Source organism: Vulcanococcus limneticus LL, assembly GCF_943369875.1.
Taxonomy (GTDB): Bacteria; Cyanobacteriota; Cyanobacteriia; order PCC-6307; family Cyanobiaceae; genus Vulcanococcus; species Vulcanococcus limneticus_A.
Window position 1 is genome coordinate 1 of record NZ_CALROT020000004.1, and the last position, 21,511, is coordinate 21,511.

At 70.8% G+C, this 21,511-nt stretch carries 20 protein-coding genes and 1 pseudogene; 16 read left to right on the forward strand and 5 right to left on the reverse strand.

Going from position 1 to position 21,511, the window contains the following annotated elements:
* From ACLV7J_RS05835 to ACLV7J_RS05845, 3 genes and pseudogenes are all read left to right on the forward strand, one after another.
* Nucleotides 1–327: pseudogene (locus ACLV7J_RS05835) on the forward strand (photosystem II D2 protein (photosystem q(a) protein)); the annotation flags it as partial.
* The gene (psbC, locus tag ACLV7J_RS05840) at nucleotides 311–1,699 is read left to right on the forward strand and encodes a photosystem II reaction center protein CP43 (protein WP_411868183.1); all 1,389 of its coding nucleotides are present in this window, start codon (nucleotides 311–313) and stop codon (nucleotides 1,697–1,699) included. The pseudogene ACLV7J_RS05835 and the gene psbC, both read left to right, overlap by 17 nt.
* 255 nt (nucleotides 1,700–1,954) lie before the next feature.
* Nucleotides 1,955–2,827 carry a YcgJ family protein gene (locus ACLV7J_RS05845; RefSeq protein ID WP_411868184.1) on the forward strand — a complete coding sequence of 291 codons (873 nt, stop codon included), beginning with the start codon at nucleotides 1,955–1,957 and terminating at the stop codon, nucleotides 2,825–2,827.
* A 19-nt stretch (nucleotides 2,828–2,846) separates the two neighbouring features.
* Here the strand turns inward: ACLV7J_RS05845 and ACLV7J_RS05850 are convergent, their stop codons facing one another.
* Nucleotides 2,847–3,452: a Maf family protein gene (locus tag ACLV7J_RS05850; protein WP_411868382.1), complete on the reverse strand. Its 606-nt coding sequence runs from the start codon at nucleotides 3,450–3,452 to the stop codon at nucleotides 2,847–2,849.
* Between the two features lie 184 nt (nucleotides 3,453–3,636).
* Here ACLV7J_RS05850 and ACLV7J_RS05855 point away from each other — a divergent pair, with 184 nt between their 5' ends.
* Genes ACLV7J_RS05855 through ACLV7J_RS05865 form a run of 3 tightly spaced genes read left to right on the forward strand, consistent with a single transcriptional unit; the run spans nucleotide 3,637 to nucleotide 5,861 of the window.
* Nucleotides 3,637–4,008 carry an Npun_F0494 family protein gene (locus tag ACLV7J_RS05855; protein WP_411868185.1) on the forward strand — a complete coding sequence of 124 codons (372 nt, stop codon included), beginning with the start codon at nucleotides 3,637–3,639 and terminating at the stop codon, nucleotides 4,006–4,008.
* Nucleotides 4,009–4,061: 53 nt separating this feature from the next.
* Entirely contained in the window at nucleotides 4,062–5,558 is a 1,497-nt protein-coding gene (locus ACLV7J_RS05860) for a cobyric acid synthase (protein WP_411868383.1), read from the forward strand.
* A 54-nt stretch (nucleotides 5,559–5,612) separates the two neighbouring features.
* Entirely contained in the window at nucleotides 5,613–5,861 is a 249-nt protein-coding gene (locus tag ACLV7J_RS05865; RefSeq protein WP_411868186.1) for a 2Fe-2S iron-sulfur cluster-binding protein, read from the forward strand.
* Nucleotides 5,862–5,930: 69 nt separating this feature from the next.
* Here the strand turns inward: ACLV7J_RS05865 and mnmA are convergent, their stop codons facing one another.
* Complete coding sequence (gene mnmA / locus ACLV7J_RS05870) at nucleotides 5,931–7,145, reverse strand: tRNA 2-thiouridine(34) synthase MnmA (protein ID WP_411868187.1); 1,215 nt, start codon at nucleotides 7,143–7,145, stop codon at nucleotides 5,931–5,933.
* Between the two features lie 185 nt (nucleotides 7,146–7,330).
* On the opposite strand from mnmA, the gene ACLV7J_RS05875 reads away from it, so the two are divergent.
* Complete coding sequence (locus ACLV7J_RS05875) at nucleotides 7,331–9,037, forward strand: NAD(P)H-hydrate epimerase (protein ID WP_411868188.1); 1,707 nt, start codon at nucleotides 7,331–7,333, stop codon at nucleotides 9,035–9,037.
* 172 nt (nucleotides 9,038–9,209) lie between these two features.
* Nucleotides 9,210–10,142 carry an RNA polymerase sigma factor, RpoD/SigA family gene (locus ACLV7J_RS05880; protein ID WP_411868189.1) on the forward strand — a complete coding sequence of 311 codons (933 nt, stop codon included), beginning with the start codon at nucleotides 9,210–9,212 and terminating at the stop codon, nucleotides 10,140–10,142.
* Nucleotides 10,143–10,182: 40 nt separating this feature from the next.
* Here ACLV7J_RS05880 and ACLV7J_RS05885 read toward each other — a convergent pair whose 3' ends face one another.
* Nucleotides 10,183–10,755 (reverse strand): hypothetical protein, encoded by a 573-nt coding sequence (locus ACLV7J_RS05885; protein WP_411868190.1) that lies wholly within the window; start codon nucleotides 10,753–10,755, stop codon nucleotides 10,183–10,185.
* A 305-nt stretch (nucleotides 10,756–11,060) separates the two neighbouring features.
* Between ACLV7J_RS05885 and ACLV7J_RS05890 the strand changes: the two genes are divergently transcribed.
* Nucleotides 11,061–11,933: a hypothetical protein gene (locus ACLV7J_RS05890; protein ID WP_411868191.1), complete on the forward strand. Its 873-nt coding sequence runs from the start codon at nucleotides 11,061–11,063 to the stop codon at nucleotides 11,931–11,933.
* A gap of 27 nt (nucleotides 11,934–11,960) precedes the next feature.
* Complete coding sequence (locus ACLV7J_RS05895; RefSeq protein WP_411868192.1) at nucleotides 11,961–12,875, forward strand: histone deacetylase; 915 nt, start codon at nucleotides 11,961–11,963, stop codon at nucleotides 12,873–12,875.
* A gap of 28 nt (nucleotides 12,876–12,903) precedes the next feature.
* On the opposite strand, the gene pdhA is transcribed toward ACLV7J_RS05895, so the two are convergent.
* Nucleotides 12,904–14,055 carry a pyruvate dehydrogenase (acetyl-transferring) E1 component subunit alpha gene (gene pdhA / locus ACLV7J_RS05900; protein ID WP_411868193.1) on the reverse strand — a complete coding sequence of 384 codons (1,152 nt, stop codon included), beginning with the start codon at nucleotides 14,053–14,055 and terminating at the stop codon, nucleotides 12,904–12,906.
* Nucleotides 14,056–14,195: 140 nt separating this feature from the next.
* On the opposite strand from pdhA, the gene ACLV7J_RS05905 reads away from it, so the two are divergent.
* The 6 genes from ACLV7J_RS05905 (at nucleotide 14,196) to ACLV7J_RS05930 (ending at nucleotide 20,813) form a co-directional block, all read left to right on the forward strand.
* A complete protein-coding gene (locus ACLV7J_RS05905; RefSeq protein WP_411868194.1) occupies nucleotides 14,196–16,310 on the forward strand; it encodes an IMS domain-containing protein in 2,115 nt (704 codons plus the stop codon).
* A 75-nt stretch (nucleotides 16,311–16,385) separates the two neighbouring features.
* Entirely contained in the window at nucleotides 16,386–17,861 is a 1,476-nt protein-coding gene (gene ffh, locus ACLV7J_RS05910) for a signal recognition particle protein (RefSeq protein ID WP_411868195.1), read from the forward strand.
* Nucleotides 17,862–18,049: 188 nt separating this feature from the next.
* Nucleotides 18,050–18,448 (forward strand): 30S ribosomal protein S16, encoded by a 399-nt coding sequence (gene rpsP / locus ACLV7J_RS05915; protein ID WP_411868196.1) that lies wholly within the window; start codon nucleotides 18,050–18,052, stop codon nucleotides 18,446–18,448.
* An 11-nt stretch (nucleotides 18,449–18,459) separates the two neighbouring features.
* Nucleotides 18,460–19,509, forward strand: a complete 1,050-nt coding sequence (locus ACLV7J_RS05920; RefSeq protein WP_411868197.1) for a PhoH family protein — start codon at nucleotides 18,460–18,462, stop codon at nucleotides 19,507–19,509.
* Nucleotides 19,496–19,993, forward strand: a complete 498-nt coding sequence (locus ACLV7J_RS05925) for an FUSC family protein (RefSeq protein WP_411868198.1) — start codon at nucleotides 19,496–19,498, stop codon at nucleotides 19,991–19,993. The genes ACLV7J_RS05920 and ACLV7J_RS05925 overlap by 14 nt, the downstream gene beginning before the upstream one ends.
* 85 nt (nucleotides 19,994–20,078) lie before the next feature.
* Nucleotides 20,079–20,813, forward strand: a complete 735-nt coding sequence (locus ACLV7J_RS05930; RefSeq protein WP_411868199.1) for a Bax inhibitor-1 family protein — start codon at nucleotides 20,079–20,081, stop codon at nucleotides 20,811–20,813.
* 134 nt (nucleotides 20,814–20,947) lie between these two features.
* Here ACLV7J_RS05930 and ACLV7J_RS05935 read toward each other — a convergent pair whose 3' ends face one another.
* Complete coding sequence (locus ACLV7J_RS05935) at nucleotides 20,948–21,487, reverse strand: hypothetical protein (protein ID WP_411868200.1); 540 nt, start codon at nucleotides 21,485–21,487, stop codon at nucleotides 20,948–20,950.
* Nucleotides 21,488–21,511 lie beyond the last annotated feature (24 nt).

A 21,511-nucleotide genomic window follows, 5' to 3' on the forward strand; every position in this document is an offset into this window, starting at 1 on the left:
TCGATGGTCACCGCCAACCGCTTCTGGAGCCAGATCTTCGGGATCGCGTTCTCCAACAAGCGCTGGCTGCACTTCTTCATGCTGTTCGTGCCGGTGATGGGTCTGTGGACCAGCAGCATCGGCATCATCGGCCTGGCCCTCAACCTGCGTGCCTACGACTTCGTGTCGCAGGAGATCCGCGCCGCTGAGGACCCCGAGTTCGAGACCTTCTACACCAAGAACATTCTGCTGAATGAAGGTCTGCGCGCCTGGATGGCGCCGGCTGACCAGCCGCACGAAAACTTCGTCTTCCCTGAAGAGGTTCTGCCCCGTGGTAACGCTCTCTAATCCCTCCCTCTCCGGGATCGGCGGGAAGGATCTCGACTCCACCGGCTATGCCTGGTGGTCGGGTAACGCCCGTCTGATCAACCTCTCCGGCCGCCTGCTCGGCGCCCACGTGGCCCACGCTGGCCTGATGGTGTTCTGGGCCGGCGCCATGATGCTGTTCGAGGTGAGCCACTTCACCTTCGACAAGCCCATGTACGAACAGGGCCTGATCCTGTTCCCCCACGTGGCCACCCTCGGCTACGGCGTGGGTCCCGGCGGTGAGGTCACCGACCTCTACCCCTTCTTCGTGGTGGGTGTGCTGCACCTGATCAGCTCCGCCGTGCTCGGCGTGGGCGGTCTGTATCACGCCATCCGCGGCCCCGAGATTCTGGAGAACTACTCCGCCTTCTTCTCGCAGGATTGGCGCGATAAGAACCAGATGACCAACATCATTGGCTACCACCTGATCCTGCTGGGTGTGGGTGCGCTGCTGCTGGTGTTCAAGGCCATGTTCTTTGGCGGTGTCTATGACACCTGGGCCCCCGGTGGCGGCGACGTTCGCCTGATCACCAACCCCACCCTCGATCCCGGTGTGATCTTCGGTTATCTCACCCGGGCCCCCTTCGGTGGCGAGGGCTGGATCATCGGGGTGAACTCGATGGAAGACATCATCGGCGGCCACATCTGGCTGGGTCTGACCCTGATCTTCGGTGGCATCTGGCACGTGATCACCAAGCCCTTCGGCTGGGTGCGTCGTGCCTTCATCTGGAACGGTGAGGCCTACCTGAGCTACAGCCTGGGCGCCCTGAGCTTCATGAGCTTCATCGCCTCGGCCTACATCTGGTTCAACAACACCGCCTATCCTTCTGAGTTCTACGGCCCCACCAACGCCGAGTCCTCCCAGGCCCAGAGCTTCACCTTCCTGGTGCGTGACCAGCGCCTCGGCGCCAACATCGGTTCGGCCATGGGCCCCACCGGTCTGGGCAAGTACCTGATGCGCTCCCCCACAGGCGAGATCATCTTCGGTGGTGAAACCATGCGCTTCTGGGACTTCCGTGGTCCCTGGCTGGAGCCCCTGCGTGGTCCCAACGGTCTGAGCCTCGACAAGCTCCAGAACGACATTCAGCCCTGGCAAGTGCGCCGCGCGGCTGACTACATGACCCACGCCCCCAACGCCTCCCTCAACTCCGTGGGCGGCATCATCACCGAGCCCAACTCGGTGAACTTCGTGAACATCCGCCAATGGCTGGCGTCCACGCAGTTCGTGCTCGCCTTCTTCTTCCTGGTGGGCCACCTCTGGCATGCCGGCCGCGCCCGCGCTGCCGCCGCTGGCTTCGAGAAGGGCATCGACCGCAAGGCCGAGCCCACCCTGGCCATGCCCGACCTGGACTGATCCAGGCCGGTTCCCAGCCCAACGGACTGGGATCATCCACAACGGCCCCCGCCACCAGCGGGGGCTTTTTCATGGCCAGCCACCGCCAGTCCACGCCCAGCACGCCCGCTCAGAAAGAGTTGGTCATCCCTGCGCAGTCGACAGATGGAATCGGGATGCATCTGCCGCACCGATGCTGTTTAGGTTGCCGGCATCCCACTGGAGACCACCATGGCCTTCCCCGCCCTGCATCAATGGCCCCGTCTGCTGCGCAGGATGGCTGCTGGCGCTGTCGCCCTGCCCCTGGCCGCCGCAGCCCCCGCCCAGGCCGAGGACCAGGGCCTCTCTTTTCCACACAATGGCGTGATCTGTGATCGGGGCAGCAAGATCTGCTACGACAAAAATGGGATCTCTTATTTTCAAACCCGCAGCCGATTCGGCTGGCGCGCCGAACAGGACCTGCGCCGCCAGCTCTCCGGTCGCCCCTGGCCCAACCAGCTGAGCTTCAGCAGCGGCGAACTGTGCGAACTGCAGCGCCAGGTCTGCTGGGATGACGGCTGGAAGCGGCGCAACGTGAGCTACCGCCTGAGCCGCCAGCTGTTCGGCAGCAACTGGAACGGCAACGCCTGGAGCCATGGCAACACCACCTGGAACAACGGGTCCTCAACCAATGGAAGCTGGAATAACGGATCGTCGAATAACGGAAGCTGGAACAATGGGAACTGGAGCAACGGCAGCTGGAACAACGGCACCAACAACTGGAATGGCGGTAACACGCTCCCAGGCCAGCAACTCAGCCGCTGCGAGCTGAGCCAGCGGGGCCAGCCATTGTTCCGGGGTACGTGTGGACTGCGCCAGCGCACCATGTCCGATGGCACCGCCTACGTGGTGGAACTCAGCGACGGCCGCCGCTATGCCTTCCGCAACCGCCAGGGCCAGCTGGTGCTCAATGACGCCGCCAATGTCTGGCCGGCCCAGTTCTACAGCCGCGGCAACGATCTGATCTTCCGCTGGGCTGATCTGCAGCTCATGACCCAGCCCACCTACGACTACGGCTACGGCACCGGCGCGAACCAGCGCCCCCTTCCCTGGAGTCAGACCCCCACCAACCAGTTCCTCCAGGATCTGTTCAACAACCTGTTCCGCTGAGGCCGATGGCCCGCTGGCTTCAGCCGAGGGGCTGCAGCCAGCGCCGCAGCAGCGGCAGGCTCAGGCCGATCACATTGCTGAAGCAGCCCTCGATCCGCTCCACCGTGAGGCCGCCGATCCTCTCCAGGGCAAAGCCACCGGCGCAGTGCAGCGGCTCCCCCGTGGCCACATAGGCCGCGATCTCGGCCGGGCTGAGCGGCGCGAACTGCACCAGGGTGGTGACCGTGGCCAGGAGCGCAGCCTGGCCTGCCCCTGGGCCCATCAGACAGTGGCCGGTGTGCAGCTCCCCCCAGGACCCGGCCATGCGGCGCCAGCGCGCCATGGCCTCGTCCGGGTCGCGGGGTTTGCCGAACACCTCCCCCTCGAACACCAGCACCGAGTCGCAGCCGAGCACGGGCATGCCGGCGGCGGTGTCGGGCACCCCGGGGCCCTGGCCCGCCGCCTCCTGGCGCTCCAGATCGGCCACCACCGCCGCCTTGGCCTGGGCCAGCCGCTGCACCAGCCGGGTGGGATCGGGCTCCTGGATGGCCTCCTCATCGACGCCACTCACCCGCACCCGGTGGGGGATGGCCGCCTGCTCCAGCAGCCGGCGGCGGGCGGGGGAGGCGGAGGCGAGCAGCAGCACGGCCGGCAGCGAGGGGATAGGGCGGGAGGCCTGGATGGGGCCGAGCAGCCACGGGCTTCGATCCTGGGCCATCACGGGCCTGGGCCATCGCGGCCCGGCACCAATGAGCCAGGCCCCACGCGGCGCCAGCGATCAGCCCTCACGCCAGCCGCGCTCCGGGTCAGCCGTCCGGGAGAATCGGCCCATGGATGGCAGCCTCACCGATCCCCGCTCCCTGGCCCGGGCCGCCTCGGCGCTGCGCTGCCTGCCCCTGCGGCGCGCCTTCTACGAACGGGTGGCCGTCGAGGCGATCAGCAGCGGCGGCCTCTGCGACCACCCCGAGCGCGGTCGCTACTGGTTCCGGCCGCTCACACCCCAGCGCGCCGAGGACCACCTGATCTGGCTGATCCGCCTGGGGGTGCTACGCCGCGAGGTCGATGGCCAGGGGCTCACCGAGCGGGTGCGGCTCACCCCCATGGGCCGGCAGCTGCTGGGTGAGTGGCCGGGCGAGCTGCCCCGGGCGGGCCTGGGGGAACGGCTGCTGCACGGCCTGCGCCGCCGCCGGCCGCGCCTGTGACCGTCACCCCAGGCCTGCCCCCAGAACCACCCCCACCCCGGCCCACGCCGCTGATGGTGCTCGGCACCAGCAGCGGAGCCGGCAAATCGCTGATGACGGCGGCCCTGTGCCGGGTGCTGCGCCGCCGCGGCGAGACGCCCCTGCCGTTCAAGGGGCAGAACATGAGCAACAACGCCTGGGTGGATGGGGCCGGCGGCGAGATGGCCTACAGCCAGGCCCTGCAGGCCTGGGCGGCGGGCCTGGAGCCGGTGGCGGCCATGAACCCGGTGCTGCTCAAGCCCCAGGGTGATTCCACCAGCGAGGTGATCCACCTGGGCCACTCGGTGGGCAGCGCCCGCGCCGAGCACTACTACCGCGACTGGTTCCGGCCCGGCTGGCGGGCGATCCGCACGGGGCTGGCGGAGTTGCAGGCCGCCCACCCCCAGGGGCGTCTGGTGCTGGAGGGGGCGGGCAGTCCGGTGGAGGTGAACCTGCAGGCGCGGGACCTGACCAACCTGCGCCTGGCCCAGTTCCTGCGGGCCCGCTGTCTGCTGGTGGCGGACATCGAGCGCGGCGGCGTCTTCGCGCAGCTGGTGGGCACCCTGGCGCTGCTGCGGCCGGTGGAGCGGCCCCTGATCCGCGGCCTGCTGATCAACCGCTTCCGCGGCCGCCGCGAGCTGTTCGATGCCGGCCGCGACTGGCTGGAGCGCCACACGGGCGTGCCGGTGCTGGGGGTGATGCCCTGGCTCGACGAGCTGTTCCCGCCTGAGGACTCCCTGGATCTGCTGGAGCGCCGCGGCCGCAAGGGCGAGGCGGAGCTGGAGATCGCCGTGCTGCGGCTGCCCTCCCTCAGTAACTTCTCGGACCTCGATCCCCTGGAGGCCGAGCCCAGCGTGCAGCTGCGCTGGATCCGTCCCGGCGAGCGCCTGGGCCAGCCCGATGCCGTGCTCGTGCCCGGCAGCAAGCAGACCCTGCGGGACCTGGCGGCGCTGCAGGCCAGCGGCCTGGCGGCCGAGCTGCAGGCCTACCTGGCGGAGGGGGGCCACGTGTTCGGGATCTGCGGCGGCCTGCAGATGCTGGGGGTGGCGCTGGAGGATCCCGATGGCCTGGAGGGCGAGGGCGGCCCCACCAGCCGGGCGGGCCTGGGGATGCTGCCCCTGCGCACGCGCTTCGGGGCGACCAAGGCCCTGCGCCAGCGCCGCAGCCGGGCGCTCTGGCCCCCACCGGGGGACGGGGGCGACCTGCCGCTGGAGGGGTTCGAGCTGCACCGGGGCACGACCGAACTCCTCGACGACGCAGCCCCCTGCCAGCCACTCGCCGCCGACGCCGCGCTGGGCTGGTGGCGCCCCGCCGACAGCGGGCGGGGCGGCCTGGTGGCCGGCACCTACCTGCATGGCGTGTTCGAGGACGGGCCCTGGCGGCGCCGCTGGCTGAACCTGCTGCGGCAGCGCCGCGGCCTCTCCCCCCTGCCGGAAGCCGTGCCGCACCACAGCCGCCAGCGGGAGGCGCTGCTCGACCGCCTGGCCGATGCCTTCGAGGCCCATGTGGATCTGGGGCCGCTGCTGGGCTGAGCCGGCCCCACGGGCCGGTACCGGAGACTGGCTCCATCGAGGGGAAAACAGCCGATGCCGGAACGGCACAGCCTGGAGGTGATCTGGCCGGACGGGCGCCGCAGCCAGGTGCAGCCCGGCCAGGACTGGCTGCAGGCCGCCGCCGAGGCCGGCTACGCCATCCCCACCGGCTGCCTGGGGGGCAGCTGCGGCGCCTGCGAGCTCGAGGTCAACGGCCAGCTGGTGCGCGCCTGCATCGCCACGGTGCCGGCCAGCCCCAGCGGCCGGCTCCTGCTGGAGATCGCCGTGGATCCCCACTGGTAGACACCCCACGGGTCGGCGCTGGCTCTCGGGGCCGCCGGCGCGCTGCGATGCCAGGCCCGAGGGCCAGCCTCAGGCCTGAATCAAGCCCCCCCCGAGCAGCACCTCGCCGGCATAGAAGACGGCCGCCTGCCCCGGCGTGATCGAGAACTGGGGCTCGGCAAACTCCAGCCGGCAGCGGTGGGGACGCTCGGCGGCATGGTCGGCGTCCGTGGGGGGCAGGGGGGTGAGCAGGGCGCGCTCGGGGCCGCTGCGGTAGCGCACCTGCACCTCCAGCTCGAGCTGGGCGGTGGGCGGCTCGATCGACACCCAGTTGATCGCACCCACCACGCAGGTCGAACGGGCGGCCTCGGCGCGGGGCGCCACCACCACCCGGTTCATGGCGCCATCGAGACGCACCACGTGCAGCGGCTCGCTCCAGGCCACCCCGAGGCCCTTGCGCTGGCCGATCGTGAAGTGCTCGATGCCGTCGTGCTGGCCCACCACCCGGCCGTCGCTGAGCACGATCTCCCCCTGGCGAGGCGGCAGGTAGGCATCGAGGAAGGCCTTCATGGAGCCGTGGTGGTCCGCCAGGCAGAGGTCCTGGCTCTCAGGCTTCTGGGCGGTGCGCAGGCCGTGGCGCTCCGCCTCGGCGCGGGTGTCTGGCTTGGTGAGTTCGCCCAGGGGGAACACCAGCCGGCCCAGCACCGCCTGGGGCAGGTCGTAGAGGAAATAGCTCTGGTCCTTGCGGGCGTCGAGCCCCCGCAGCAGCTGGTGCCGGCCGCGGCCATCTCCCGGCACGGGCAACGGATCACCGGCGTCGGCGTGGCGCACCCGGGCGTAGTGGCCGGTGGCGAGGCGCTCGATGCCCCGCTCCTCGGCCGCCCAGCCCAGCATCGGGCCGAACTTGACCTCCCGGTTGCAGCGGGAGCAGGGCAGGGGCGTCACCCCGGCGCCGTAGCCCTCCACCAGGAAGTCGACGATCTGACGCTGGAAGTGCTCGCGGAAATCCACCACGTGGTGGGGGACCCCCAGCTGCTCGCAGATGGCGGCCGCATCCACCAGGCCCTCGGCGCAGCAGGCGCCCTTGCCGCTCATCAGCCAGAGGGTGAGCCCCTCCACCGCCCAGCCGGCCTCCACCAGCAGGGCCGCCGTGAGCGAGCTGTCCACGCCGCCGGAGAGGCCCACCACCACCCGGTGCTCGCCCGGCCAGGCCCGCAGGCGCTCGATCGCCGCGGCGCCGGCCGGGGTGGCAGCCGGGGAGACGCCGGCGGGCGCGGGCAGCGGCGGGGCGGAGAAGCGGGCCAACGGCGGCGGGGTGCTGACCCCGGGGGGACAGGACGGACTTTCTCCCCATCATGGAGCCGGGTTGCGGACCCCTGGTCCCCGCCCCGGCTCCACACCTCGCCTCCACACCACGGCTCGACGGCCCGGACCAGCGCCCAGGCCCGGGTCGAGCCCTCCCGGTCCTGCCGCCGCGGCCCCGCCTGCCCATGCCCGACCCCGCTCTCCCCCTGCTCCAACCGCCGCCGTGGCCCGGCCGCGACGCCCAGCATCTGCTGGTGAGCTCCCGCCAGATGGCGGCGCTGGAGGAGCAGCTGTTCGCGTCCGGCCTGCCCGTGGAGGCCCTGATGGAGAAGGCGGCCCTGGCCGTGGGCCGGCGCCTGCTGGAGCAGCACGCTGGCCTGCTGCGCCGGCACGGCGCCCTGGTGCTGGTGGGGCCCGGCCACAACGGCGGCGATGGCCTGGTGATCGCCCGCGAACTGCACCTGGCCGGAGTGGCCACGGCGATCTGGAGCCCCTACGAGCGCCACAAGCCGCTCACAGCCGGCCATCTGCGCCACGTCCAGTGGCTGGGCATCCCGCGGCTGCAGCGGCCGCCCGATGCCAACGGCCCCGAACTCTGGATCGATGCCCTGCTGGGCATCGGCCAGGAGCGACCGGCGGGTGAGGCGATCGAGACCCTGCTGGCGGCCCGGCAGCGGGAGCGGCCGCAGCGGCTGGTGGCGGTGGATGTGCCCACCGGGCTCTGCGCCGACAGCGGCCGGCCCACAGGGAACCAGCCCGCCTGCGCCCACACCACCTACTGCATCGGCCTGCTCAAGCAGGGGCTGATCCAGGACCCGGCCCTGGCCTGGGTGGGCCGGCTGGAGCGGATCGAGCTGGGCCTGCCCGCCGCCCTGCTGCAGACCCTGCCGGCCGACCAGCCCCTCGCCCTGGGCGCCGCCGCCGTCGCCACGACCCCCCGGCCCCGGCCGGACCCGCAGGCGGCCAAGTACGGCCGGGGGCGGCTGCTGGTGCTGGCGGGCAGCCCGGCCTATCGGGGGGCAGCCCAGCTGGCGCTGCTGGGGGCCAGCGCCAGTGGCTGCGGCAGCCTGCGGGCGGGCCTGCCGGAGGCGGTGGCCGCCGGGCTGTGGGCGGTCCAGCCCCACGTGGTGGTGAGCGCCAGCCTGGGCAGCAACGGCCAGGGGGGCTTGGATCTGGCGGCCCTGGATCCCGCGCAGCTGGACGGTGCTCTGCAGCGGCTGGATGCGCTGCTGCTGGGCCCCGGCGTCGGCCCAGGCAGCGGGCCGGCAGCCGCCGCGCCTGGAGCTGGGGAGCCTGCAGCCGGCGAGGCCCACCTCTGGGCCGCGCTGCAGCCGTTTCCGGGCCTGCTGGTGCTCGATGCCGACGGGCTCAACCGGCTGGCAGCCGGCGGCGGCTCCGTTGGAGGCGCGGGGGCCGACACGGCCCTGTCCTGGCTGCAGCAGCGGGCCGGGGCCACCTGGCTCACCCCCCATGCCGGTGAATTCGCGCGCCTTTTCCCCGACCTCGCGGAGCTGCCTCCCCTGCAGGCGGCCCCTGCCGCCGCCCAGCGCAGCGGCGCGGTCGTGCTGCTCAAGGGGGCCCGCAGCGTGGTGGCGGCCCCCGATGGTCGCCGCTGGCAACTGGCCCAGGCCAGTCCAGCGGCGGCCCGGGCCGGCCTGGGCGACGTGCTGGCGGGCTACGCCGCCGGCCGGGGCGCCCTGGCCCTGGCGGCCGGCTGGCCCGCGGATGCCTCCCTGCTGGCCGCCGCGGCCCTGGAGCACGCCCAGGCGGGCCTAGCGGCGAGCCGGGACCAGGGGGCAGGAGGGGCCACGCCGATGGCCATCGCCGCGGTCCTGGCCCACGGCGCCCGCCATCACGCCAGCGACGCCACCACGCCCTTGCCCGACGAGTAGCGCCGGCCCCAAAGGCAAGGCTTCGGTATTCACTGACACACGGATGCAGGCTATAGCGTGAGTCTCAACACAAAGCATGTGGTTTTAGGAATAAAAGCTGAAGGGTTGTTGAAGCAACAGCGTGCCAGCGCCAATCCATAGGAGATTTCCTAATCTTCCCTGGTGCGGACTCATGACGGCCTCCAGCCTCTCCGCCAGCTCCAGCACGCGGCGCCGCAGCAGTGACCCGATCAGTTGGTACCTCGCCACCATCGGCCGCGTCCCCCTGCTCACCCCCTCCGAGGAGATCGAACTCGGCAACCAGGTGCAGGCGATGATGCGCCTGGTGGAAGAGCAACGCGGCGAGGGCAACTACAGCGAGAAGGAGCAGAAAACCATCCGGGTCGGACGCCGCTCCAAGCAACGAATGATGAAGGCGAATCTTCGCCTGGTGGTGAGCGTCGCCAAGAAATACCAGGGCAAGGGCCTGGAGTTGCTCGATCTGATTCAGGAGGGCTCCCTGGGGCTGGAGCGGGCCGTGGAGAAGTTCGATCCCACCCGCGGCTACAAATTCTCCACCTATGCCTTCTGGTGGATCCGCCAGAGCATGACCCGGGCGATCGCTTGCCAGTCGCGCACGATCCGGCTGCCGGTGCATCTCTCCGAGCGGCTGAGCACCATCCGCAAGGTGAGCCTGGAGCTGGCCCACAAGCTCGGCGCCATGCCCAGCCGCCGCGAGATCGCCGAGGCGATGGACATCCCCATCGACGAGCTCGATGCCCTGCTGCGCCAGGCCCTCACCACCTCCAGCCTGGATGCCCCCGTGAACGGCGAGGAGGGCCGCAGCTTCCTGGGCGATCTGATCGCCGACAACAACGGCGCCGAACCCCTCGACCAGGTGGAGCGCAGCATCCACCAGGAGCAGCTGGGCCGTTGGCTCACCTACCTCACCGACCAGGAGCGCCAGGTGCTGGAGCTGCGCTTCGGGCTGGAGGGCGAGGAGCGCCACACCCTCGCCGAGATCGGCCGGCTGCTGGATGTGTCGCGCGAGCGGGTGCGCCAGGTGGAACTCAAGGCCCTGCGCAAGCTGCGGCACCTGACGCGCCGGATGCCGTCGTCGATCTGATCCTGCGGTCTGCATCGGTTCAGAGGAGCAACACCCTGGTTCAGCGTCCCGGCCCGACCAGGCTCGGGAACAGCAGCCCTGCGATCAGACGGCAGAGCAGGTCTTCCAGGCCCTGACTCTGGGACGGCCACCTGGCGGTGGCCTGGAGCCCATCCAGCAGCGACAGGGTCCTGCGCAGCAGATCCAGCAGGTGGGCTGAGCGGCCACACAGGGGCCCCAGCTCGAGGGGCTGCTGCAGCACAGCCAGGTCCAGGGTGGGGGCGTCCACTTCCTCCGCCATCACCAGCGCCATGGCGGCCAGACGCTCGGGCCGGGCCGTCACCACCAACCCATTGGCGTCAGCCAGTTCACAGCGGTAGGCCTCGCCGGGCAGGAACAGCCCGGGCTGCTGCGGACTGTTGCCATAGACCGCACCGTCCAGCTCCACCCGGGCCCGGCCACCGGACGACAGCAGCAGGGTCACGACCTCGTGGTTGTCCACCTCAAAGAAGAAGGACGAGCCCAGCCCGACGGAAACGCCAACTCCACCCAGCCGCAAGGACGCCGTCTTGTGGGCATAGTCCTGGCCATCGGCCAGGGGGTAGGCCTCCCTGACGGGTAGACAGGGTGCCACCCGGGACCCACAGTCCCGCGCACTGGAGGTCAGCACAGCCAGCGAATTCAGGGCCGCCAACGGAGTCGACTGAACCCTCAGGACCTCACTCATCCCGCCCAATCTGTAGCAAAGGCGACAAAGAGCTGCGCCCTTTGCATGGCCTGCAGCATAGACAGGCACCCAACGGAATCGCGCCGATTGACGTTTGCACGACACAGCCATGCCGGCGCCACGAAACTCCGGACTTCCGTAGTCATCGATACCGGCGTTAGCACCAATCCGCGGATTTCACTCCCTAGGATGCATGCAGGATTTCGAACGGCATGCTGGCGCCAGACACCCTGGAATCCCTCGACTCTCTCATCTGGTTTGGATCCGGGGAACAGGCCGCGCACCACTGCCACTGCAGCCAGAGCGCCATCTCACGCCGCGCGACGCAGGCCGCAGCCAGGCTGGGAATCAAGCTCAAGAAATGCGGGAACGCGTGGGACACGGTGCCCCACTCCCAGCTGCTCAGGCTGGAGAGACATGTGCATCAGCTGTATCGATTTCTCAAAGCGAGGCGACTGCGGCTGGATGCGGACCACTGGGCGGGGCAAGCCATTCTCCTGGACCTTCCCGAGGCCTGGATCAGCGGCCCCCCTGGACGCATCGGCATCGAGAGGCCGCTTCATCTGCTGCGGGAGAGGATCATCGACGCCTGGATCTCCTGCACCCAGGCCGACCTGCCCGACCAGGAGGATCCCCATGTCATCGCCTTTGAGATCGCCACCATGCCGCTGCACATCGCGGGCGGAACCAGCCATCCACTGGCCGGTGAGACGGGACTCTCCACCAACGATCTCATCACCTATCCCTCGCTTGGTCTCCATCTCGCGTGCTATCCACGCTTTGGACAGCTCCTGGCCCAGAAGGGACTGTGGAAGGACACGATCAGCATGGATCCCTATCAATTCCATGACTGGGAAGGCCGGGTGACCCAGAGCCTGGCCACCATTCCCGTCAATTCACTCTCCACGGATCTCAGCCAGGGCCTCAGCGTGCTCGACTGGCCAACGGGCATCAACGACTGCCTGGCACTGATCGTGCGTCGCGATCTGTGCGAGCAGGCCGAGATCCAGCACCTGCTCGACCAGCTGCGCCGCCGTGCCCAGGCGATGGCCAGGCACAACGGCGAACTCACGGTGCGGCTCTAGCCTCAACCCTGTGCGCCGGCACACCCCGTGAGGCCCCCCTTCGTTTACCACCCGGCCTACTCGGCACCCTTGCCCAGCAGCCATCGCTTTCCGATGGCCAAGTTCCGGCTGCTGCACGATCAGCTGCGACAGCAAGGCCTCGCCACGGCCGCGCAGTTGCACCAGCCCCTGCCGGCCCCCAGGCGCTGGCTGGAGCTGGTGCATGGGCACCGCTACCACCAGGCCTTTGCCCGGGGCGAGCTCTCGGCCGCGGAGCAGCGCCGCATCGGCCTGCCGGCCACCGCGCCCCTGGTGCGGCGCACCTGGCTGGCGGTGGGGGGCACGGTGCTCACGGCGCGGCTGGCCCTGCGCCATGGGCTGGCCTGTCACCTGGCCGGCGGCACCCACCACGCCTTCCCCGACCATGGCAGCGGCTTCTGCATCTTCAACGACGCGGCGGTGACGGCCCGGGTGCTGCTGGCCGAGGGGCTCGTGCAGCGCCTGATGGTGGTGGACCTGGACGTGCACCAGGGCGATGCCACCGCGGCGATCTTCGCGGAGGAGCCGCGGGTGTTCACCTTCTCAGCCCACTGCGCCAGCAACTTCCCCCTGCACAAGCAGCGCAGCGACCTCGATCTGCCCCTGGCCGACGGCCTCGAGGACCAGGCCTACCTGGCGGCCGTCGGGGACGTGCTGCCCGACCTGCTGGACCAGCAGCGCCCCGAGCTGGTGCTCTACAACGCCGGCGTGGACCCCCACCGCGGCGATCGCCTCGGGCGGCTGGCCCTGAGCAGCGAGGGGCTGCTCAACCGCGACCGCCTGGTGCTCGATGCCTGCCTGCGACGCGGCATCCCGGTGGCCACGATGATCGGCGGCGGCTACGACGACCTGGCGCCCCTGGTGGAGCGCCACGGCCTGGTGTTCCGGGCGGCGTCGGAGCAGGCCCGCCTGCACGGGCTATGAGGTCCGCGGTGGGGCCGCAGCCGGCGGTTCAGTCTTCTGCCCAGATGTAGCGGGTGAGCTCCTCGGGCTTGGGCTCGGGGGCCGCGAGGGCGAACTCCACGCAGTCGGCCACCTCGGCGTCGATCTCCTTCTCGATCGCCTTGAGCTCCTCGGCCGTGGCCAGGCTGTGCTCGATTAGGTGGGCGCCGAGGCGCTTGATCGGGTCGCGCTGGGCCCAGAACTCCTTCTCCGCCTCGGCCCGCAGCTCGTCGGGGTCGGCCAGGGAGTGGCCGCGGAAGCGGTAGGTGAGGCACTCCAACACGGTGGGGCCCTCGCCGGCGCGGGCCCGCTCGATGGCCCGCTGGGCGGCACCGCGCACGGCGAGCACGTCCATGCCGTCCACCTCTTCGCCATGCATGCCGAAGGCGGCCGCCTTGCGCCAGATCTCCGGATCACTGGTGGCGCGGTTGTGGTCCATGCCGATGGCCCACTTGTTGTTCTCGACCACGAACAGGATCGGCAGCTTCCACAGCGCCGCCATGTTCAGGCACTCATAGAACTGGCCGATGTTGCAGGTGCCGTCGCCGAAGAAGGCCGCCGTGACGGCGTCGCTGGAGGCATCACCGAGGGCGTCGCGCTTGTAGCGGCTGGTAAAGGCGGCGCCGAGGGCCACGGGGATGCCCTCGCCGATGAAGGCATAGCCCCCCAGCAGGTGATGTTCCTTGGAGAAGAGGTGCATCGAGCCGCCGCGGCCCTTGCTGCAGCCGGTCTCCTTGCCGAACAGCTCGCTCATCACCTCGCGGGCCGGCACGCCGCAGCTGAGGGCGTGCACGTGGTCGCGGTAGGTGCTGCAGAACCAGTCATGCTGCATCTTCATCGCCTTGATGACGCCCGTGCTCACGGCCTCCTGGCCGTTGTAGAGGTGCACGAAGCCGAACATCTTGCCGCGGTAGTACATCTCCGCGCACTTGTCCTCGAAGCGCCGACCCAGGGTCATGTCGCGGTAGAGGAGTAGCCCCTCCTCCCGCGACACCGTGGCGGGGGTGGAGGGGTAGAGGTTGAGCAGGCGCTCGGCGTGCAGGCCCACGGCACTCGCGTCGCCGGAGCAGGCGGGGGCGCCGCTGGCCGCGAGAACGTCGCTCGCGTCCGCGCTGGCGTCGGCCTGACTGGTCTTGGCCTGGCTCATGTCTGCCTGGGTCATGTCGGCCGTCCTGTCGCGGGAGCCTGATGCTGGGACCGACTGTACGGGGTCCGGCCACCGAAAGCGGTACCGAAAGCCGCCACGGCGGCGGTCAAAACCGCTGACCCTGCCTACAGTCACGCCTCAGAGAAGGGCCCGGCTTGGAACTGCCGATCGACCATTTCCGCCTGCTGGGGGTGAGCCCGGCCACCGATGGTCAGACGGTGCTCCGCGCCCTGCAGCAACGCCTGGACCGGGCCCCCGACCAGGGCTTCACCCACGAGACGCTCCAGGCCCGGGCCGACCTGCTGCGCAGCAGCGCCGACCTGCTCAGCGACGACCGGCGCCGCAGCGCCTATGAGGCCGAGCTGACGGCCCTCAGCGCCGAGGGCGAAGCCGGCAGCGACGGTGCCCAGACCGGGATCCCGGCCCTGGAGATCCCCAATTCCAAGGAGGTGGGCGGCCTCCTGCTGCTGATGGAGGCGGGGCAGCCCCAGGAGGCCTTCGAGAAGGCCAGCCGCGGCCTGCAGCCGCCCCAGGCGCCGGCCCTGGGCAGCAGCCGCGAGGCCGACCTGGCGCTGCTGGCGGGGCTGGCCTGCCAGGGCGCCGCCGAGGACTACCGCCAGCAGCGCCGCTACGAGGCCGCCGCCCGCGTGCTGCAGCAGGGACTGCAGCTGCTGCAGCGCATGGGCCAGCAACCGGAGCAGCGCCGCCGGCTGGAGCTGGCCCTTGATGCCCTGCTGCCCTACCGGGTGCTCGACCTGCTCAGCCGCGACCTCTCCGCCAGCCTGGAGCGCAACGAGGGCCTGCAGCTGCTGGAGCAGCTGGTGCGGCGCCGCGGCGGCCTGGAGGGCGAGGCCGACACGGCCTTCCCCGCCAGCGAATTCCAGCCCTTCTTCAAGCAGATCCGCCAGTTCCTCACGGCCCAGGAACAGGTGGACCTGTTCAGCCGCTGGGCCGAGGCCGGCTCGCCGTTGGCGGACTTCCTGGCGAGCATCGCCCTGACGGCCTCCGGCTTCGCCCGGCGCAAGCCCGAGCGGCTGCAGGCCGCCTACGAGCGCCTGGCGGCCAGCGGCCAGGCGGGGGTGGAGCCCTTCCTGGCCTGTCAGCAGCTGCTGCTGGGCCAGATCGAGCCGGCCCAGGCCCTGTTCGAGCAGGGGTCGGACCCGGCACTGCGCCAGTGGGCGGCCGAGCAGGGGGAGGAGCCCCTGGCCGGCCTCTGCGCCTACTGCCGCGACTGGCTGGAGCGGGAGGTGCTGCCCGGCTTCCGCGACATTGAGGCCGATCCCGACCTGGAGGCCTGGTTCGCCGACCGGGACGTTCAGGTCTACGTGGAACAGCAGGACCGCCGGCGGGCCCGCAGCGCGCCGCTCCACCCGCCGGACACCGCGGCGGCTGCAGCCGCCGGCGCCCCGACAACGCTGGACAGCCTCGACACGCTGCCCCAGTGGCCGGGAGACCCCCTGGCCAGCGGCCTGGTGGAGCCGAGCCAACCCGGAGCCCTGGCCGATCCCCTGGAGCCGGAGCAGGACGAGGAGGACTGGCCGGATCTGGGCCTGCGCTGGCCGAGCCTGGCCTGGCCGGACCTGCAGCTGGGCGAGCGCTGGGCCCAGCTGCGCGGGTCGGCCGCTGAGCTGCTGGCCGAGCGGCCCAGCTGGGCCCTGCCCCTGGCGATGGCGGTGACCCTGGGGGGCGTCGGCATCGGTGGCTGGCTGGCCCTGCGGCCGAAGCCCGAGCGCGGCCAGCCGATCCCGGTGCTGCCCGCCCCCGAGAGCACCACCCAGGGCGGGGCTGAAACCGCCGCCCCGGAGGGCCCCAAGCCGGCGACGAGCCCTGGAGCCGCCGCCCCCACCCCCGCAGCGCCGGCGAGCCCGAGCCTGCCGCTCACGGTGGCGGAACCCAACGCCGACCAGCTGCAGGCGCTGCTCGAGGCCTGGCTGGCCGCCAAGGCCGCCGTGCTGGCAGGCGCCACGCCGGAGCACCCCCTGCCGCAGCTGGCCCGCAGCGCCCTGGTGGGCAACGTCGAGAGCCAGCAGCGGCAGAACGCCAGCCGCGGCGAGAACGAAACCGTCACGGCCGAGGTGCGCAACTTCAGCGTCACCAGCCAGACGCCGCAGCGGATCGAGGCGGAGGTGACCCTCCGCTACAGCGACGCCCGCAAGGACGCCGGCGGCAAGCTGATCGCCTCCACCCCCGAGGGAGAGCGGCGCAACACCTACGTGTTCGCCCGCGACGGCCAGACCTGGCACCTGGCCGCCTTCCGCGCCAGCCGCTGAGCCCGGCACGGCGACTTTTTACGATCGCGCCACGCGGGGCCTCGTGCCCCACCCGTGCGCGCACGCCCCACAGCCATGTTCGACGAGCTTTCCCAGCGGTTTGAAGACGCCGTCAAGAACCTGAGGGGCCAGGGCGCCATCTCGGAAACCAACATCGAGGGGGCCCTCAAGGAGGTGCGCCGCGCCCTGCTGGAGGCCGATGTGAGCCTGCCGGTGGTCAAGGAGTTCGTCGACGAGGTGCGCCGCAAGGCCCTCGGCACCGAGGTGGTGCGCGGCATCAACCCGGATCAGAAGTTCATCCAGGTGGTGCACGAGCAGCTGGTGGACACCATGGGCGGCGAGAACGCCCCCCTGGCGGCCGGCGGCAAGCCCGGGGAACCCTCGGTGGTGCTGATGGCCGGCCTGCAGGGGGCCGGCAAGACCACCGCCACCGCCAAGCTCGGCCTGCACCTCAAGGAGCAGGGGCGCAAGGCGCTGCTGGTGGGGGCGGACGTCTACCGCCCCGCCGCCATCGACCAGCTGCAGACCCTGGGGCGGCAGATCGGCGTGGAGGTGTTCAGCCTCGGCACCGAGGCCAGGCCCGAGGACATCGCCGCGGCCGGCATCGCCAAGGCCCGGGCCGAGGGCTTCGACACGGTGCTGGTGGACACCGCCGGCCGCCTCCAGATCGACACGTCGATGATGGAGGAGATGGTGCGGATCCGCGAGGCCGTGCAGCCCGATGAGGTGCTGCTGGTGGTGGATTCGATGATCGGCCAGGAGGCCGCCGAACTCACCCGGGCCTTCCACGAGCAGGTGGGCATCACCGGCGCCGTGCTCACCAAGCTCGACGGCGACTCCCGCGGTGGCGCCGCCCTCTCGATCCGCAAGGTGAGCGGCGCGCCGATCAAGTTCATCGGCACCGGCGAGAAGGTGGAGGCGCTGCAGCCCTTCCACCCGGAGCGGATGGCCAGCCGCATCCTCGGCATGGGTGACGTGCTCACCCTGGTGGAGAAGGCCCAGAAGGAGGTGGAGCTGGCCGATGTGGCCCGCATGCAGCAGAAGCTGCAGGAGGCCAGCTTCGACTTCTCCGACTTCCTGCAGCAGATGCGCCTGATCAAGCGCATGGGCTCGCTCGGCGGCCTGATGAAGCTGATCCCGGGCATGAACAAGATCGACGACGGCATGCTCAAGCAGGGCGAACAGCAGCTCAAGAAGATCGAGGCGATGATCGGCTCGATGACCGAGGCCGAGCGTCAGCAGCCGGAACTGCTGGCCTCCCAGCCGTCGCGGCGGCGGCGGATCGCCGCCGGCAGCGGCCACAGCCCCGCCGATGTGGACAAGGTGCTGGCCGACTTCCAGAAGATGCGCGGCTTCATGCAGCAGATGACCCGCGGCGGCATGCCTGGGATGCCGGGTATGCCGGGCATGGGTGGCGGCTTCCCCGGCATGGGCGGCATGCCCGGGATGGGGGGCTTCCCCGGTGGCGGCATGCCCGCGGGCCGGGGCGGTGGGGCGATGCCCAGGCCCCCCAAGCCCGCCAAGAAGCGCAAGGGCTTCGGCGAGCTCTGAGCCAGCGGCACGCGGTCGCCGCACCTGCGCCGCGGCGACAGGGAGGCCCGTTCGGTCGCAAGGTATTCTTGTCGTTTGGCGCGTGATTCCACACCGCCCGATCGGTCTCACCCGCAGGGGCGCCCCCAGGGCCACCCCCAAGGGCTGTTGATCCAACCCACCCTCCAGTCAAGTAAGGCAAGGCCACGATGATCAAGCTCCGCCTGAAGCGGTTCGGCAAGAAGCGGGAAGCGAGCTTCCGCCTGGTGGCCACCAACAGCACGTCCCGCCGGGACGGCCGTCCCCTGGAGGAGCTGGGCTTCTACAACCCCCGCACCAAGGAGACCCGGCTGAACACCGAGGCCATCCGTGCCCGCCTGGCCCAGGGCGCCCAGCCCACCGACTCGGTGCTGACCCTCCTGGAGCGCGGCGGCCTGGTCGAGAAGACCGTGCGCCCCTCGGTGACCGTGGGCCAGGCCAAGCAGGCCGCTGCCCGCGAAGCCGCTGCCAAGCAGGCCGCCAAGGAAGCGGCGGACGCTGCCGCCAAGGCCGCCGAGGAAGCCGCTGCAGCGGCCGCCGCCCCTGCCGAAGCCGCCGCTGAAGCCTGAGGTCCGGCCCCATGTCCGGGGCTGACACCCTTCAGACCTTCACGATCGACCTCCCCGACCAGGACGCCGCCCTGGCCCTGGCCGGGGAAGCGGAAGCGACCCTGCATCGCCTTGAGGCCCTGACTGGTGCCTCCCTGGTGCTGCGGGGTCTTGCGCTGCAGCTGCGGGGACGCCCCAACCAGCTGGAGCGGGCCTCCGGCCTGGTGGAACTGCTGCGCCCGATCTGGCAGGAGGGCCAGCCCGTCACCCAGGTGGACGTGCAGACCGCCCTGGCGGCCCTGGACACGGGCCGCGGCGACGAGCACCAGCAACTGGGGAAGCAGGTGCTGGCCAAGAGCCAGGCCGGCCGGCTGCTGCGCCCCCGCACCCTCAAGCAGAAGAGCTACGTCGAGGCGATCGAGCGCCACGACCTCACCCTGGCCCTGGGCCCCGCCGGCACCGGCAAGACCTTCCTGGCCACCGTGCAGGCGGTGCGGATGCTGCAGGAGCGCAAGGTGGAGCGGCTGATCCTCACCCGGCCGGCGGTGGAGGCCGGCGAGCGGCTGGGCTTCCTGCCCGGCGATCTGCAGCAGAAGGTGGATCCCTACCTGCGGCCCCTCTACGACGCGCTGCACACGCTGCTGGGGCAGGAGCGCACGGCGGCGCTGCTGGAGAAGAATGTGATCGAGGTGGCGCCCCTGGCCTACATGCGCGGCCGCACCCTGGCCGATGCCTTCGTGATCCTCGACGAGGCCCAGAACACCACCACCGCCCAGATGCGCATGGTGCTCACCCGCCTCGGCGAGAACTCCCGCATGGTGGTGACCGGCGATCCCACCCAGATCGACCTGCCCCCCGGCCAGCTGAGCGGCCTGATCGAGGCGGCCCAGGTGCTGGAGGGGGTGGAGGGCGTGGCCATCTGCCGGCTCACGGCCGCCGATGTGGTGCGCCATCCGCTTGTGCAGCGGCTGGTGACGGCCTATGCCCGCCGTGATGCGGACAGGCTGGCGCCCGCCGGCACCAGGCGATTCGATGGCAACGCGACCAACCGCACCCCCAGCTCCCCTCGTGAACAGCGCTGAGCGCCTGCGCATCCCCGCCGAAATCGCCGTGGCGGCTCTGGTGGCCTATCTGGTGGGCTTCTGGTTCACCAGCCTGTTCCCGGGCTACCTCCCCAAGATCGGCGGGCTCTGGTCGGCGATCTCAGCCATCGTGGTGACCCAGGCCACCCGCAAAGAGACCACGTCCTCGGCCTCGCTGCGGATCCTGGGATCGGCGATCGGTGCCCTCACCAGCGCGGTCTACATGAGCCTGCTGCCCTTTCACCCCCTGGGCATGGCCCTGGCGATCTTCGCCACGGTGATGCTCTGCGCGGCGGTGAACATCCCGAGCCACGGCCGCCTGGCGGCGATCACGGTGATCGTGGTGATGGTCACCGGCAGCCTCGATCCGAAGCTGAGCCCGGGCCTGAACGCCCTGCTGCGCTTCGTGGAATCCAGCCTCGGTACGGGTGTTGCCGTGCTGAGCGTCAGGCTCTGGCCCGGATCCCGGCCCGAGCCCCGATAGGGAGATCCGCACCCACCTGAGCGACACATCCGCGCCGCAGCCCGGCCGGCGCTGGCAGGATGGATGGAGTTCAAATCCCTGTGCCATGCCGGCCAGCAGCAATTTCCAGGAGGCCATCCGCGAGGCGCAATCGAGCGCCCTGGTGGGCCCCAATGTGGTGAACAAGGCCCTGCCCTATGTGGGCGGCGGCATGGTGCTCACCGCCGGCGGCGTGCTCGGCGGTCTGGCCCTGATGGCCAGCAACCCCACCGGCTTCATGCCGCTGTTCTGGGTGGCCCTGATCGGCAACTTCATCCTGTTCTTCGTCGCCCAGAACGCGGCCCTGAAGGGCAACAACGGCACGGCCCTGCCGATCCTCACGGCCTACAGCCTGCTCACCGGCTTCACCCTGAGCGGCATCGTGGCGATGGCCATCGGCACCGCCGGCATCGGCGCCATCGGCACCGCCGCCCTGGCCACCGGCATCACCTTCGTGATCGCCTCGGTGGTGGGTCGCCGCATGAGTGACAGCGTCGGTCAGGCCCTGAGCGGCGTGGTGGGCCTGGGCATTCTCGGCCTGCTGATCGCCATGGTGGTGCAGATCGTGGGCGGCATCTTCGTGCCCGGCTTCGGCGGCGGCGGCATGGAGCTGCTGATCGCCGGCTTCGGCACCGTGCTGTTCGTGGGTGCCGCCTTCGTGGACTTCTACACGATGCCCCGCACCTACAGCGACGACCAGTACCTGGCCGGCGCCCTGGGGATGTACCTCACCTACATCAACCTGTTCATCTTCATCCTGCGCCTGATCATCGCCCTCAATGGCGGCGGTCGTCGCGACTGAATCCGGCGCAGCGTGGATCGGCGGCCTGCTTGTTCAGCATCGGCCGCTTCAGTTCCATCGCTCCACGCCCTGCACCCCCATCACGGGGGTGCTTTTTTTGTGGCCGTGCCCGGGCATCGAGCGAGGCGTGGTGCTCAGCCCTCCGCCACCGCCAGCACCGCCTCGGCGATGGCCGCCTTCTGCTCGGCGTCGTAGCCCCAGCGCTCCAGGAAGGCCACGTCCTCGCCCTGGCCGGCGGTGGCCGCCAGCAGGGTCTCGAGGCGCCCCTTCACCTCCGCAGGCTCCAGCAGCCGCAGCAGTTCGGTGCAGCGCAGCTGCACCCGCTCCGAGCCCGCCTGCTGGCCGCCATCGCCGCTGCGGCGGTGGTGCAGGGCCATGGCGGTGCTCATGGCCAGGTTGCGGGCACTGAGGTCCACCACGCCCGGGCCGGCGCTGCGCAGGGCCAGCGCCACAGGGTCCGGCAGCCGATCCATCAGCGGGGAGTCGCCCGCCAGGGCCACCACAAAGAAGCCGCGGGCGCCGTCGCGACTGCCCACCAGCTCGCCGACGCGGTCGGCCAGAACCTCATCGCTCAGTTCCCCGGCCTCCCACAGGCCCAGCCACTGGGCGGTGATCTCCATGGCCTGCTGGAAGGTGGGCTCAAGCAGGGCGGACGAGCCGGTGGCATCGGTCATGGCGCAAGGACGGCCACGGGGATC

Coding starts and splice junctions, on each gene's coding strand:
- ACLV7J_RS05845 (WP_411868184.1), top strand. CDS start 1,955: ATGGCTGCTGGCGCTGTCGCCCTGCCCCTGGCCGCCGCAGCCCCCGCC.
- ACLV7J_RS05855 (WP_411868185.1), top strand. CDS start 3,637: ATGGATGGCAGCCTCACCGATCCCCGCTCCCTGGCCCGGGCCGCCTCG.
- ACLV7J_RS05860 (WP_411868383.1), top strand. CDS start 4,062: ATGGTGCTCGGCACCAGCAGCGGAGCCGGCAAATCGCTGATGACGGCG.
- ACLV7J_RS05865 (WP_411868186.1), top strand. CDS start 5,613: ATGCCGGAACGGCACAGCCTGGAGGTGATCTGGCCGGACGGGCGCCGC.
- ACLV7J_RS05875 (WP_411868188.1), top strand. CDS start 7,331: ATGCCCGACCCCGCTCTCCCCCTGCTCCAACCGCCGCCGTGGCCCGGC.
- ACLV7J_RS05880 (WP_411868189.1), top strand. CDS start 9,210: ATGACGGCCTCCAGCCTCTCCGCCAGCTCCAGCACGCGGCGCCGCAGC.
- ACLV7J_RS05890 (WP_411868191.1), top strand. CDS start 11,061: ATGCTGGCGCCAGACACCCTGGAATCCCTCGACTCTCTCATCTGGTTT.
- pdhA (WP_411868193.1), bottom strand. CDS start 14,055: ATGACCCAGGCAGACATGAGCCAGGCCAAGACCAGTCAGGCCGACGCC.
- ffh (WP_411868195.1), top strand. CDS start 16,386: ATGTTCGACGAGCTTTCCCAGCGGTTTGAAGACGCCGTCAAGAACCTG.
- rpsP (WP_411868196.1), top strand. CDS start 18,050: ATGATCAAGCTCCGCCTGAAGCGGTTCGGCAAGAAGCGGGAAGCGAGC.
- ACLV7J_RS05920 (WP_411868197.1), top strand. CDS start 18,460: ATGTCCGGGGCTGACACCCTTCAGACCTTCACGATCGACCTCCCCGAC.
- ACLV7J_RS05930 (WP_411868199.1), top strand. CDS start 20,079: ATGCCGGCCAGCAGCAATTTCCAGGAGGCCATCCGCGAGGCGCAATCG.
- ACLV7J_RS05935 (WP_411868200.1), bottom strand. CDS start 21,487: ATGACCGATGCCACCGGCTCGTCCGCCCTGCTTGAGCCCACCTTCCAG.